This window comes from Allobosea sp. Leaf344 (assembly GCF_001426225.1).
Classification (GTDB): Bacteria; Pseudomonadota; Alphaproteobacteria; order Rhizobiales; family Beijerinckiaceae; genus Allobosea.
On sequence record NZ_LMRT01000016.1, the window covers coordinates 206,777 to 220,153 of the forward strand.

Sequence of the window (13,377 nt, forward strand, 5' to 3'; positions counted from 1 at the left end):
GCCCGTTCCTGCATAGCTACCCGGATCCCAGCGATTTGCCTAGTCGCGGCGGCGGGTCCAGAAGCAATGTCTTCCCGCATCAGGACCGTCCGCTTGAGCCTCACCCTCCTCTGGATCCCCGCCACCATCGCGGCGGCCATGCTGCAGACCGCGCGCAACCTGACGCAGCGCTCGCTGACGGAGATCATCGGCGTCGTCGGCGCGACGCAGGTCCGGTTCCTCTTCGGCCTGCCATTCGCGCTGCTCTTCCTGGGGATCGTCTGTGCCGTCGCGGGCCGATCGCCCCCGGCCATCGGGCTCGAGGCCTTCGGCTTCACGGCCTGGGGCGCGATCACGCAGATCGCCGCGACGGCGCTGATGCTGGCGGCGATGCGCGAGCGCTCCTTCGCGGTCACCACCGCCTATACCAAGACCGAACCGGTGCAGGTCGCGATCTTCGGGGCCATCCTGCTCGGCGACGCGCTCAGCCTGGCGAAGTTCGCCGCGATCCTGGTGGCGACGGCGGGCGTCGTGGTGGTGTCCTGGAAGCCGGGGGAAAGGCTGAGCGCGGCGGGCGTGCGGCCGACGCTGCTCGGCATCGGCGCCGGGGCCTGTTTCGCCCTGTCGGCGATCGGGTTTCGCGGCGGCATCCAGGCCCTGCCCGAGGGCGGCTTCTTCATCCGCGCCACCACCATCCTGGCGCTGGGGCTGGCGCTGCAGAGCGCGCTGCTCACCGTCTACATGCTGGCCGCCAATCGCAAGGCGCTGCTGATGAGCCTCGCCAATTGGCGGCGCTCGCTATTCGCCGGCTTCCTCGGCGCGGCGGCCTCGCAATGCTGGTTCCTCGGCTTCTCGCTGACGAGCGCGGCCAATGTCCGCACCTTGGCGCTGATCGAGGTGCCGCTGGCGCAGATCGCCTCGCGGCGGCTGTTCTCGGAAGGCACCAGCCCGCGGGAATGGCTGGGTATGGCGATGATCGTGCTCGGTGTCGGCGCGCTGCTGGTGGTCGCGATCTAGCCCAAAAAAAGCGCCGCGGTTGCCCGCGGCGCTCCGGCTCGAGGGGAGAGATCCCGGCTCAGTAATCCATGCCGCCGGCCGGCATGGCGGGAGCCGCGTCCTTCTTCGGCAGCTCGGCGATCATCGCCTCGGTGGTGATCAGCAGGCCGGCGACCGAGGCCGCGTCCTGGATCGCGGTGCGCACGACCTTGGTCGGGTCGATGATGCCGGCCTTGACCATGTCGCGATACTCGCCGGTCTGGGCGTCGTAACCCTGGGCGTAGTCGCTCTGCTCGAGCAGCTTGCCGATGACCACGGCGCCGTCGTCGCCGGCATTGTCGACGATCTGGCGGGCGGGGGCGGTGATCGCCTTGCGGACGATCTCGATGCCGGTCTTCTGGTCGTCATTGGCGAAGACCAGCCCGTCCAGCGCCCTGACGGCACGCAGCAGCGCGACGCCGCCGCCCGGCAGGATGCCCTCTTCCACGGCCGCGCGGGTCGCGTTCAGGGCGTCGNGCCGACGCGGATCACCGCGACGCCGCCGGCGAGCTTGGCGAGGCGCTCCTGCAGCTTCTCGCGGTCGTAATCCGAGGTGGTCTCCTCGATCTGCGCCTTGATCTGCTGGACGCGGCCCTCGATCTCGGTCTTCTGCCCGGCACCATCGACGATGGTGGTGTTCTCCTTCTCGATGCGGACCTTCTTGGCGCGGCCGAGCATCTGCAGGGTGACGTTCTCGAGCTTGATGCCGAGATCCTCGCTGATCGCGGTGCCGCCGGTGAGGATGGCGATGTCCTCGAGCATCGCCTTGCGGCGATCGCCGAAGCCCGGCGCCTTGACGGCGGCGATCTTCAGCCCGCCGCGGAGCTTGTTGACGACGAGGGTGGCGAGCGCCTCGCCCTCCACGTCCTCGGCGACGATCAGCAGCGGCTTGCCGGTCTGCACCACCGCCTCGAGCAGCGGCAGCATGGCCTGCAGGCCGGACAGCTTCTTCTCGTGGATCAGGATGTAAGGGTCTTCCAGCTCCGCCACCATCTTCTCGGAGTTGGTGACGAAATAGGGCGAGAGATAGCCGCGGTCGAACTGCATGCCCTCGACGACGTCGAGCTCGGTCTCGGCGGTCTTGGCTTCCTCGACGGTGATCACACCCTCATTGCCGACCCGCTGCATCGCTTCCGCGATCATCCGGCCGATGGCGACGTCGCCATTGGCGGAAATGGTGCCGACCTGGGCGATCTCCTCGGAATTCGTGACCTTCCGGCTGTGCTGCTCCAGCGACTTCGTCACCGCGTCGACGGCGAGGTCGATGCCGCGCTTCAGATCCATCGGGTTCATGCCGGCGGCGACGGCCTTGGAGCCTTCGCGGACGATCGCCTGGGCGAGCACGGTCGCGGTGGTGGTGCCGTCACCGGCGGCGTCGTTCTGCTTGGAAGCGACCTCGCGCACCATCTGCGCGCCCATATTCTCGAACTTGTCGGAAAGCTCGATCTCCTTGGCGACGGTGACGCCGTCCTTGGTGATGCGCGGCGCGCCGAAGGATTTCTCGATCACGACGTTGCGGCCCTTGGGGCCGAGCGTCACCTTCACGGCATTGGCCAGGGTGTCGACGCCGCGGAGCATGCGCTCGCGGGCGTCCTGGGAAAACTTCACGTCTTTTGCAGCCATCGTCCTCACTCCTTAGACTTGAGGTATGGGTTTATCGGGCCCCGCTCAGGCAGCCCGCTTCAGGGTGGCGCTCGTCTCGACGACGCCCATGATGTCGCTCTCCTTCATGATCAGGAGATCCTCGCCGTCGAGCTTGACTTCGGTGCCCGACCATTTGCCGAAGAGCACGCGGTCGCCGACCTTCACATCGAGCGCGATCAGCTTGCCGGCCTCGTCGCGAGCGCCGGGACCGACGGCGACCACCTCGCCCTCCTGGGGCTTTTCCTTGGCCGTGTCGGGGATGATGATGCCGCCCTTGGTCTTCTCCTCGGCGTCGATGCGCTTCACGACGACGCGATCATGCAGTGGCCGAAACTTCATGAGTTCCTCCGGGTTTCCTGTGTGTCACAAGCAAGCGGGCGGGCCCTGTGCGAGCCGCACGGCGAGGATCCGCACGGCCCAAGGCGCCGCGCCCGCGCGCTGATTTGGTTTGCCTGTTTTTCACGTTCAAGAGGCTGGCAGCAGTTTTTTTGCTAGAGTGCTAACATGCTGATCTCGTTCGGCAATCCGCGTTTTTCTCTTGCCAGGGACGCGGATTTGCGCTGCGATCGGCGAGGTTGATCGTGCAGGAGGAAAACATGTCTTCCCCGGATTTCGCCCGCCAGATCGCGGGCTATGGCCTGACCACCGCCGGCATCCTGTATCGGCTGCCGGACCACCCTTCGATCCTCCAGGAATATGTCTGGCAGGAGTATGATCTGGCGCCGGGTTTTCCCGAGCTCAACCGCTTCCTTTCGTTCTGGGAGCAGTCGCTGGAGGGGAAGCTGTTTCGGGTGACGGTCAGCCACAAGGAACTGATCGGCCCGCAGGAGGTAAGGCTGCGCGACCGCGAATTCAGCCTGCACTGACGGTGCGGCTTGCCCTCAGTGGCCCGGACTTCGGTCGTGGTCGGTCTTGAGGCGGCGTTCGAGGAAGCGGCTGTAGGAGCCGATGCTGTAGCTGAACACGGCATAGACGACGGCCGCGAAGACATAGCCCTCGATCACCGCGATGCCCTGCCATTCGGGATCGCGCAAAGACGCCCGGACGGTGTCGAGAAAATCGAGCAGGCCGATGATGGTGACCAGCGTCGTATCCTGGAAGAAGCCGATGAAGATGTTGACCAGCGGCGGGATCACGATCTTCAGCGCCTGCGGCAGGATGATCTTGCGCATCGACAGCCAATAGCCGAGCCCGAGCGCGGCGGCGGCCTCGTGCTGGCCTTTCGGGACAGCCTGCAGCCCACCGCGCACCGTCTCCGCGATATAGGCGCCGGCGAAGATGATGATCGCGACCTGGGCGCGCAGCAGCTTGTCGACCGTGACGCCGTCCGGCATGAACAGCGGCAGCATCACCGAGGCCATGAACAGGATCGAGACCAGCGGGACGCCGCGGATCACCTCGATGAAGATGATCGCGATGACCTGGATCGCCGGCAGTTTCGAGCTGCGCGCCAAAGCCAGCACGACGCCGAGCGGGAAACCCAGCGCCAGGCCGACGAAGGACAGCATGAAGGAGAGCGGCAGGCCGCCCCAATTCGTCGTCGTCACCACCGGCAGGCCGAGCACCCCGCCATACATCAGCACGCCGCAGGCCAGCGGCACGGCGATCCAGAGCCAGACCAGCCAGCGGCCCCAGAAGCGCGGCATCATCGACAGGATGATGGCACCGAGGAACAGCGCCAGCGCCAGCGCCGGGCGCCAATGCTCGGCATAGGGGTAGAAGCCGAAGATCATGAAGCGCAGCTTGGCGCCCAGGAACGGCCAGCACGCGCCGGAGCCGCCCTTGCAGGCCTGCGGGCCGCCCTCGACGATCGCGCGGGTGACGAGCCAGCCCCAGGCGCTGGTGACGAGCCTGTAGATCAGCCAGAGGCAGGCCAGGGTGATCAGCGCGTTCAGCGGCGTGCCGAAGAAGCGCTTGAACGAGGCCGAGACGCCGCGCGGGCGGCGCGGGGCCATGGCCTCGCGCGCCAGGTTGAGCGTGTCCATTTCCGCGACGGTGGCCATCTCAGCGCTCCACCAGCGCGACCCGCGCATTGTACCAGTTCATGAACAGCGAGATGGTGATCGACATGCCGAGATAGACGAGCATGAAGATGGCGATCCCTTCGATCGCCTGGCCGGTCTGGTTCATGGTGGTGTTGGAGACCATGACGAGGTCGGGATAGCCGATGGCGATGGCCAGCGAGGAGTTCTTGAAGGTCGACAGATAGGAGCTGGTCAGCGGCGGCACGATGACGCGCAGCGCCTGCGGCAGCACGACGAGGCGCATGGTCTGGCGATCGCGCAGGCCGACGGCGCGCGCGGCCTCCCATTGGCCGCGGCCGACGGAGAGGATGCCGGCGCGCACGATCTCGGCGATGCCGGCCGAAGCCGAGAGACTGAGGCCCATCAGCAGCGCGGTGAATTCCGGCGTCACCTGTACGCCGCCGGTGATGCGGAAACGGCCCTTCTGCGGCCAGTTCACCACGAGATCGGGCTGCAGCAGCAACATGGCGAGCAGCGGCGGCGCAAGCAGCGCGAGCAGCACGAAGGGCCAGGCCGCCTGGTCGCGCCCGGTGGCGACGCGGCGGCGGCGCAGCATGCCGGCCACAACGAAGGCCAGGATGATGCCGGCGAGCACCGCCAGCAGGACGCCGCTATGCGCCTGCGACCAGCGCAGCGAGGGCACGATCAGCCCGCCATTGCTGAGATAGACGTCCGGCAGCGGCTGCCAGGCTTCGCGGGCCGGCGGAAACACCGCGACGATCAGCGCATACCAGAGGAAGAGATAGAGCAGCAGCGGCACGTTGCGCAGCGCCTCGACATAGAGCAGCGCCAGCAGCGACAGCATCGGGTTGCGCGACAGCCGGGCGATGCCGACGATCAGCCCGAGGATGGTCGACAGCGTGACCGCGAAGACCGAGACCCAGATCGTGTTGAAGATGCCGACGAGCAGCGCCCGCGCATAGGTGTCGCTGGATTCATAGGCGATGAAGGACTGGCTGATGACGAAGCCGGCCGGCCGGTCGAGATAGGCGAAGCCGGTGGCGATGTTCTGCTCCGCCAGCTTCCGCGAGACGTTGCCGAAGAGATAGAGGCCGATGCCGATGACCAGCGCCACGGCGACGACCTGGTAGAGCACCGCGCGCACGCGCACGTCGTAGAGAAGCCGCAGGGGGCTGGAGGTGGAGCTGGCCATCGGGGGGTCCGGGCAGGGGGCGGCGCTGGCGGCGCCGGGGCGCCGCCAGCCGATTCCGGGATCGGCTCCGGATCAGGAGCCTGCGGGGCTCACCGGAAAGGCGGGGCGTAGAGCAGGCCGCCCTTGGTCCAGAGCTGGTTCGGCCCGCGAGACAGGCCGAGCCTGGTCTTTTCGCCGAGGTTGCGCTCGAACAGCTCGCCGTAATTGCCGTTCTGCTTGATGATGTTGTAGGCCCATTTGTTGTCGAGGTTCAGCATCTTGCCGAGGTCGCCGGTGACGCCCAGCATGCGCTGGACCTCGGGCTCCTTGCTTTGCGCCTTCTCGTCGACATTGGCCTGGGTGATGCCGTATTCCTCGGCCGCGACCAGGGCATGCACCGACCAGGTGACGATGTCGCGCCAGTTGCTGTCGTTCTGGCGGACGACCGGGGCCAGCGGCTCCTTCGAGATCGTCTCCGGCAGGATGACGAATTGCGCGGGGTCATTGGCGACGGCGCGGACCGAGGCGAGGTCGGAGCGGTCCGAGGTGATGACGTCGCAGCGGCCCGAGAAGAAGGCGTTGCGCCATTCGTTGTTGTCCTCGAAGACGACGGATTCATATTTGATCCCGCGCGGCTTGAAGAAATCCTCGAGGTTCTGCAGCGTCGTCGTGCCGGGCAGCAGGCAGATCGCCGCCTGGGAGAGTTCGCTGGCGCTCTTCACGCCGAGCTTCGAGCTGACCATCAGGCCCTGACCGTCATAGAAGACCACCGGGCCGAAATCGAGGCCGAGCGAATTGTCGCGCGAGAAGGTCAGCGTGGTCTGGCGCGACAACACGTCGATCTCGCCGGATTGCAGCGCCTGGAAGCGGATATTGGTGTTGAGCGGAACGAACTCGACCTTGTCGGGCGAGCCGAAGACCGCGGAGGAAATGGCGCGGCAGACATCGGAGTCGAAGCCCTTGCGCACGCCCTTGTCGTCGGCAAAGGAATAGCCGGCCGAGCTGGGGGACACGCCGCACAGCACCTTGCCCCGGTTCTTGACGGCTTCCAGCGTCGCCTGGGCCGAGGCCGGTCCCGCGAAAACCGCGCCCGCCGCCGCGCAAAGGGCGAGCGCCGCCATCTTGGTCTTGAGTTGCTTCATCAGATACTCCCATGGCCCGCACCCTCTCGTCCGGTGCGTTGGGCAGGAGCCTAGTTCCGGCTGGAACCGACTTCAAGCGGCAGAAGCGGCGCCTTCGGTCCGCATCATGGTCCCCCCTTCCGCGCACGGCCGGATTGCATCTCTGGCCGCTTGCATGGCGCCCGCGTCGAGCGCAATTAAACGTCGACACAGGGATCGGGAGAGATTGCGATGTGCGCTGCGATCATCGGCTGGGCTCATACGCCCTTCGGGAAACAGGACGCCGAAACCATCGAGAGCCTGATCGTGCGCGTCACCACGGATGCGCTGGTCGATGCCGGGATCACGGCGGATCAGGTCGATGAAATCGTGCTCGGACATTACAATGCCGGCTTCAGCGCGCAGGATTTCACTGCGTCTCTGGTGCTGCAGGCCGATCCGGCGCTGCGCTTCAAGCCCGCGACGCGGGTCGAGAACGCCTGCGGCACCGGCTCCGCCGCCGTGCATCAGGGCGCGCGCGCGATCCGGGCGGGAGACGCCAAGATCGTGCTCGTCGTCGGCGTCGAGCAGATGACGAAGACGCCTTCGGCGGAAATCGGCAAATTCCTGTTGAAAGCGTCCTATCTCGCGGAGGATGGCGAGAACCCCAACGGTTTCGCCGGCGTCTTCGGCCAGATCGCGGCCTCCTATTTCCAGCGCCACGGCGATCAATCCGACGCCTTGGCGATGATCGCCGCCAAGAACCACAAGAACGGCGTCGACAACCCCTATGCGCAGATGCGCAAGGATCTCGGCTTCAGCTTCTGCCGCGAGGAGAGCGAGAAGAACCCCTATGTCGCCGGGCCGCTGAAGCGCACCGATTGCTCGCTGGTCTCGGACGGGGCGGCGGCGCTGGTGCTGGCGGATGAAGAAACCGCGATGACCATGCGCCGCGCCGTCGGCTTCCGCGGCATGGCGCATGTGCAGGAATTTCTGCCGATGTCGAAGCGCGACATCCTGAAGTTCGAGGGCTGCGCGCTCGCCTGGAAACAGGCGCTGGCCAAGGCGGGGGTGACGCTCGACGATCTCTCCTTCGTCGAGACGCATGACTGCTTCACCATCGCCGAGCTCCTGGAATACGAGGCGATGGGGCTGACGCGCGAAGGCGACGGCGCCCGCGCGATCAAGGAAGGCTGGACGCTCAAGGACGGCAAGCTGCCGGTGAACGTCAGCGGCGGGCTGAAGGCCAAGGGCCATCCGATCGGCGCCACGGGCGTGTCGATGCATGTGCTCAGCGCGATGCAGCTCGTCGGCGAGGCGCCGGAGGGCATGCAGCTGCGCGATGCGCGGCTCGGCGGCATCTTCAACATGGGCGGCGCGGCCGTCGCCAATTACGTCTCGGTGCTCGAGCGGATCCGGTGAAAGCGGCGGGAGCGGCGCGGGACTGGCGCGTCACGTGATCATCTTCTTCGCGCTGCTGCCGGCCTATTTCCTGTCGATCTTCTACCGCTCCTTCCTGAGCGTGATCGCGGGGCCGGTGATGACCGACCTCGCCATCGGCCCGCGCGAGCTCGGCTTCCTCGGCGCGGCCTGGTTCATCGCCTTCGCCTCGGCACAGTTTCCGATCGGCTGGGCGCTGGACCGGCTCGGGCCGCGGCGCACGGTCACCGCCGCGATGGCGATAGGCACTGTCGGGGCGGTGCTCTTCGCCAGCGCCTCGACCGCCTTGTCCGGCATCGTCGCCATGGCGCTGATCGGGATCGGCTGCTCGCCGATCTTCATGTCGGCGCTGTTCCTGTTCGCGCGGACCGCCGCGCCGGCGCGCTTCGCCTTTCTGACCTCGGTGTTCATCGGGCTCGGCTCCCTCGGCAACCTCGTCGGCGCCGCGCCGCTGGCGATCGCGGCTGAGCGCTTCGGATGGCGGCCCTCGATGTTCGCCATGGCCTGCGCCTTCGGCGTCGCGACGCTGATGGCGGGGCTGCTGATCCGCGATCCGCCGCGCGCGGAGAGCGCGTCCGGCAAGGCGGAAGGCCTGTTGCAGGGCCTGGCCAGCATCGGGCGCATCGGCCCGCTCTGGCTGCTCGCGCCGCTGACCCTGACCGGCTACGCGATCCTCGCCACGGCGCGGGGGCTGTGGATCGCGCCCTATATGCAGGCGGTGCACGGCTTGGACACCGTCTGGGCCGGCCATGCCGCCACGGCCATGGCGCTGACCATGGTCGCGGGCGCCTTCATCTATGGCGGGCTCGAGAAGCGGGTGGGGCGGGTGAAGCCGCTGGTGCTGTGGGGCACGGTGGCGACCGCCATCCTGTTCGCGCTGCTCGGCCTGGCCGGTGGCGAATCCTGGCTGGTGGCCGTGCTGGTCTTCGCCGCGATCGGTGCCGCCGGTTTCACCTATGCGATCCTGATGGCGCATGCGCGGGTGTTCTTCCCGGCCCATCTGCTCGGGCGGGGGATGACGGCGGTGAACTTCCTGTTCATCGCCGGCGCGGCGCTGGTGCAGTCGGGCTCCGGCTGGTTCATCGGCGCGCAGCGGGCGGCGGGCGTGGATGCGGCGACGACCTTCGCCAATCTGCACTATGCCTTCGTCGTGCTGCTCCTCGGATCGGTGGCGATCTACGCCTTCACGCCGGAGCGGGCGACAGGCTGATCGCTTGCGGCTGGCCGGGCGAGGCATTACCTTGCGGGACGAACTCGCCGGGGTGCCACCTCATGTCCGCGACGGTCACAGATGCAGGGCAGGTCACGCTGCCGCAGGACGTGCTGGAGACGCTGAAGCTCAAGCCCGGCAGCCGGGTCGATTTCCGGATCGAGAGCGACGGCCGGGTGGTGCTGCTGAAGGCGGGCGCCACCGAACCGGTGCGGCCGCTGGAGAAATGGCGCGGCATCGCGGGGCCGGGGATGAGTACCGACGAGATCATGGAGATGACGCGCGGGGAAGGCTGACCGCCAATGCCCCTCGTCGACTCCAACATCTTCCTCGACCTGATCACCGACGATCCGGATTGGGCGCGCTGGTCAGAGCGGCAACTGGCTGTCGGCTTGCAGCGGGGCGATCTCGTCATAAACGACGTCATCTATGCCGAGCTTTCGGTGCGCTTCGATACTCCTGCTCGACTCGACGAGATGCTCGCCGATTTTCGCGTCGCTCACAGCGCCATGCCGCGCCAGGCGCTGTTCCAGGCCGGCAAGAGCTATCGCCGCTATCGCGCGATCGGCGGCACCAAGACCGGGGTGCTGCCGGATTTCTTCATCGGGGCGCATGCGATGGTCGCCGGCCTGCCCTTGCTGACGCGCGATGCGCGGCGCTACCGAACCTATTTTCCGGAGGTGGCGCTGATCACGCCGTGAGCGAGAGGCTTCGCCCGGGCCTCACGCCTCGCCGGGCGCCTTGGCCACGATGGCCAGGGCATGCACACGGTCCGCCAGCTCCTGCACCAGCGCGGCATTGACGAGCCGGTGTCGGTCCAGGCGGCTTTTGCCGGCAAAGGCTTCCGAAACGACGATGACGCGGAAATGGGTCTCGCCGCCCTCGCGCCAGCCGCCATGCCCCTGGTGCTGGTGGGATTCGTCGATCACCTCAAGCCGGCTCGGCGCGAGCGCCTGCCGGAGGTTCTTCGTGATCCGTTCAGCCATTGCGGTCATGATCGCGACAAGGTCCTGAGGTCATTGCTTCCGATGCTTCGGCGCCGCGAACGCGGCTGCCGCGCCGCACTTGCCGGTTCGTCTCCCGAGTCTCATAACCAGTCCACGATGAACTTCAACTCACGCCTGTTCGACCGAATCAGAATTGGCCCCGCCGAGGCGGAGCCGGTGGCGGAAGCGCCCGCGACGCCGTGCGACCATCCCGGCTGCAAGCGGCCGGGCGAGTTCCGCGCGCCGAAGGGCCGTGGCCGCGAAGGCCAGTTCTTCCTGTTCTGCATGGAGCATGTGAAGGCCTATAACGCGACCTATAACTACTTCGCGGGCATGACCGACGAGGCGCTGCAAGCCTATGCCAAGGACGATGCGATCGGCCATCGGCCGACCTGGAAGCTCGGCGTGAACTCGAAGGCTGCGCGGATGTCGCAGCGCGGCCGCGTCGCCGGCGGCAAGGAAGCGCCGGATGTCCAGGACGCCTTCAACATCTTCGGAGCCAGGCGGACCCAGCAGGCGGCGCAGCCGGAGCCGCGGGTCGGTATCGTCGCGCGCAAGGCGCTGGAGGCTCTCGGCCTCGACGAGACGGCCGATGCGCCCGCGATCAAGGCGCGGTACAAGGAGCTGGTGAAGCGCTTCCACCCGGACGCCAATGGCGGCGATCGCTCGCGGGAGGGCACGCTGCAGGAGATCCTGAAGGCCTATCAGCAGCTGAAGAGCGTCGGCATGGCCTGAGGCGGCGCCCGGCCCGCCGCTCAGCCACGATCCTTCGCCGCCAGCCCCGCCACATCGGCGATGATGCCGTCCAGCGCGAAATCCTTCGGCGTATAGACGGCGGCCACGCCCATATTGCGCAGCGCGTTCTCGTCGTCGGGCGGGATGATGCCGCCGACCACCACGGGCACGCTCATCCCCGCCAGACGCAGCCGTGCCGTGACGTCGCGCACCAGCGGCAGATGCGAGCCCGACAGGATCGACAGGCCGATGATGTCCGCCTGCGTCTCCTGCGCCTGGGCGACGATCTCGTCCGGGGTCTGGCGGATGCCGCCATAGCTCACCGCCATGCCGGCATCGCGCGCCCGTACCGCGATCTGCTCGGCACCGTTGGAATGGCCGTCGAGCCCCGGCTTGCCGACCAGGAAGCGCGGCGGCCGGCCGAGTTTTTGGGTGGCGCGGGCCACGGCGGCCTTCACCGTGGCCAATCCCTCGTCGTCGCCGAGCTTGCTCGTGTCGACGCCGGTCGGGGCGCGATACTCGCCGAAGATCTCGCGCAGGGTCTGCGCCCATTCGCCGGTGGTGACGCCGGCCTTGGCGCAGGCGATCGAGGCCGGCATGACGTTGCGCGCCTCCTTGGCCGCGGCGGCGAGCTCCGCCAGCGCCGCCTCGGCCGCGCCGCCGTCGCGCTGCGCCCGCCAGGCCTTCAGCCGGGCGATCGCCTCGATCTCCACCGAATCCGGCACGGTGACGACATTGCCTTCGCCGGCCGAGAGCGGGGAGGGCTCGCTGCTGGTGAATTTATTGACGCCGATGACGATCTGCTCGCCGCGCTCGATCGCCTCGATGCGGCGCGCCCCGTTCTCGACCAAAGCCTGTTTCATATAGCCGGTTTCGATCGCCGCCAGCGCGCCGCCCATCGCATCGATCCTGGCGAGTTCGGCCAGAGCGGCTTCCTTGAGCTGCGCGACCTTGGCGTCGATCACCGTCGAACCGTCGAAGATGTCGTCGAATTCGAGCAGATCGGTCTCATAGGCCAGCACCTGCTGCATGCGCAGCGACCATTGCTGGTCGAAGGGGCGGGGCAGGCCGAGCGCCTCGTTCCAGGCCGGCAATTGCACGGCGCGGGCCCTCGCCTTCTTCGACAGGGTCACCGCCAGCATCTCGATCAGGATGCGGTAGACGTTGTTCTCGGGCTGCGGCTCGGTCAGCCCGAGCGAATTCACCTGCACCCCGTAGCGGAAGCGCCGCATCTGCTCGTCGGCCACGCCGTAGCGCCCGAGCGTGATCTCGTCCCAGAGATCGACGAAAGCCCGCATCTTGCAGAGCTCGGTGATGAAGCGCATGCCGGCATTGACGAAGAAGGAGATGCGGCCGACGAGAGCGGGAAATTCCGCCTCCGAGACTTCCGGCCGGGCCCTGATCGAATCCAGCAGAGCGATGGCGGTGGCCAGCGCGAAGGAGAGCTCCTGGACCGGCGAGGCGCCCGCCTCCTGCAAATGGTAGGAGCAGACATTGGTCGGGTTCCATTTCGGCAGCTCGCGCGCCGTGAACACCACGATGTCGGTGGTCAACGCCATCGAGGGCCGCGGCGGAAAGACATAGGTCCCGCGCGAGAGATATTCCTTGACCAGATCGTTCTGGGTGGTGCCCTGCAGCGCCTGCCGGTCGGCGCCCTGCTCGTCGGCCACCGCGATATAGAGCGACAGGAGCCAGGCCGCGGTCGCGTTGATGGTCATCGAGGTGTTCATCTGCGCCAGCGGGATCTGTTCGAACAGCGTCCGCATATCGCCGAGATGGCTGACCGGCACGCCGACCTTGCCGACCTCGCCGCGTGCCAGCACATGGTCGGGGTCATAGCCGGTCTGGGTCGGCAGATCGAAGGCGACGGAGAGCCCGGTCTGGCCCTTGGCGAGATTGTTGCGGTAGAGCCGGTTGGATTCGGCCGCGTCGGAATGCCCGGCATAGGTCCTGAAGATCCAGGGCTTGTCGCGCCGCCCTGGCGTATCGCGCCGCGTCTCCTGGTCGCCGGCGGGGCCGATCGCGTTCATGCCGTGTCACCCTTTCGTTGCCGCGCACAAATGTTGCACTGCGGCGAGGATAAGGCCAGAGG

At 67.3% G+C, this 13,377-nt stretch carries 14 protein-coding genes and 1 pseudogene; 7 read left to right on the forward strand and 8 right to left on the reverse strand.

The genetic code is table 11. The annotated features are described in order from the left end of the window. Positions 1–138: 138 nt before the first annotated feature. Complete coding sequence (locus tag ASG72_RS19135; protein ID WP_244488888.1) at positions 139–996, forward strand: DMT family transporter; 858 nt, start codon at positions 139–141, stop codon at positions 994–996. A gap of 58 nt (positions 997–1,054) precedes the next feature. Here the strand turns inward: ASG72_RS19135 and ASG72_RS21370 are convergent. From ASG72_RS21370 to groES, 3 genes and pseudogenes are all read right to left on the reverse strand, one after another. Then, a partial coding sequence (locus ASG72_RS21370; protein ID WP_280137764.1) for a TCP-1/cpn60 chaperonin family protein occupies positions 1,055–1,490 on the reverse strand: 436 nt, incomplete at its 5' end. 1 nt (position 1,491) lies between these two features. Further along, a pseudogene (gene groL, locus ASG72_RS19140) lies at positions 1,492–2,637 on the reverse strand (chaperonin GroEL); the annotation flags it as partial. A gap of 45 nt (positions 2,638–2,682) precedes the next feature. Then, positions 2,683–2,997 (reverse strand): co-chaperone GroES, encoded by a 315-nt coding sequence (groES, locus tag ASG72_RS19145; RefSeq protein WP_056716025.1) that lies wholly within the window; start codon positions 2,995–2,997, stop codon positions 2,683–2,685. A 257-nt stretch (positions 2,998–3,254) separates the two neighbouring features. On the opposite strand from groES, the gene ASG72_RS19150 reads away from it, so the two are divergent. After that, positions 3,255–3,524 carry a hypothetical protein gene (locus tag ASG72_RS19150; protein ID WP_056716568.1) on the forward strand — a complete coding sequence of 90 codons (270 nt, stop codon included), beginning with the start codon at positions 3,255–3,257 and terminating at the stop codon, positions 3,522–3,524. Between the two features lie 15 nt (positions 3,525–3,539). On the opposite strand, the gene ASG72_RS19155 is transcribed toward ASG72_RS19150, so the two are convergent. The 3 genes from ASG72_RS19155 to ASG72_RS19165 form a co-directional block, all read right to left on the reverse strand. Then, positions 3,540–4,661: an amino acid ABC transporter permease gene (locus ASG72_RS19155; RefSeq protein ID WP_082540493.1), complete on the reverse strand. Its 1,122-nt coding sequence runs from the start codon at positions 4,659–4,661 to the stop codon at positions 3,540–3,542. Between the two features lies 1 nt (position 4,662). Further along, positions 4,663–5,835: an ABC transporter permease subunit gene (locus ASG72_RS19160; protein ID WP_056716028.1), complete on the reverse strand. Its 1,173-nt coding sequence runs from the start codon at positions 5,833–5,835 to the stop codon at positions 4,663–4,665. 89 nt (positions 5,836–5,924) lie between these two features. Further along, entirely contained in the window at positions 5,925–6,956 is a 1,032-nt protein-coding gene (locus tag ASG72_RS19165; RefSeq protein ID WP_056716031.1) for an amino acid ABC transporter substrate-binding protein, read from the reverse strand. A 210-nt stretch (positions 6,957–7,166) separates the two neighbouring features. Between ASG72_RS19165 and ASG72_RS19170 the strand changes: the two genes are divergently transcribed. From ASG72_RS19170 to ASG72_RS19185, 4 genes are all read left to right on the forward strand, one after another. Next, a complete protein-coding gene (locus ASG72_RS19170; protein WP_056716034.1) occupies positions 7,167–8,336 on the forward strand; it encodes an acetyl-CoA acetyltransferase in 1,170 nt (389 codons plus the stop codon). A gap of 34 nt (positions 8,337–8,370) precedes the next feature. After that, positions 8,371–9,564 (forward strand): MFS transporter, encoded by a 1,194-nt coding sequence (locus ASG72_RS19175; protein WP_056716037.1) that lies wholly within the window; start codon positions 8,371–8,373, stop codon positions 9,562–9,564. Between the two features lie 62 nt (positions 9,565–9,626). Continuing rightward, positions 9,627–9,860: a type II toxin-antitoxin system PrlF family antitoxin gene (locus ASG72_RS19180; RefSeq protein WP_056716040.1), complete on the forward strand. Its 234-nt coding sequence runs from the start codon at positions 9,627–9,629 to the stop codon at positions 9,858–9,860. Positions 9,861–9,866: 6 nt separating this feature from the next. Continuing rightward, complete coding sequence (locus ASG72_RS19185; protein WP_056716044.1) at positions 9,867–10,265, forward strand: type II toxin-antitoxin system VapC family toxin; 399 nt, start codon at positions 9,867–9,869, stop codon at positions 10,263–10,265. A gap of 21 nt (positions 10,266–10,286) precedes the next feature. On the opposite strand, the gene ASG72_RS19190 is transcribed toward ASG72_RS19185, so the two are convergent. Continuing rightward, positions 10,287–10,550, reverse strand: a complete 264-nt coding sequence (locus tag ASG72_RS19190; protein ID WP_082540495.1) for a BolA family protein — start codon at positions 10,548–10,550, stop codon at positions 10,287–10,289. A 117-nt stretch (positions 10,551–10,667) separates the two neighbouring features. On the opposite strand from ASG72_RS19190, the gene ASG72_RS19195 reads away from it, so the two are divergent. Then, positions 10,668–11,285, forward strand: coding sequence for a J domain-containing protein (locus ASG72_RS19195; RefSeq protein WP_056716049.1), 618 nt, complete (start codon positions 10,668–10,670; stop codon positions 11,283–11,285). Positions 11,286–11,305: 20 nt separating this feature from the next. Here ASG72_RS19195 and ASG72_RS19200 read toward each other — a convergent pair whose 3' ends face one another. Beyond that, complete coding sequence (locus ASG72_RS19200) at positions 11,306–13,315, reverse strand: protein meaA (protein WP_056716052.1); 2,010 nt, start codon at positions 13,313–13,315, stop codon at positions 11,306–11,308. Between the last annotated feature and the right edge of the window lie 62 nt (positions 13,316–13,377).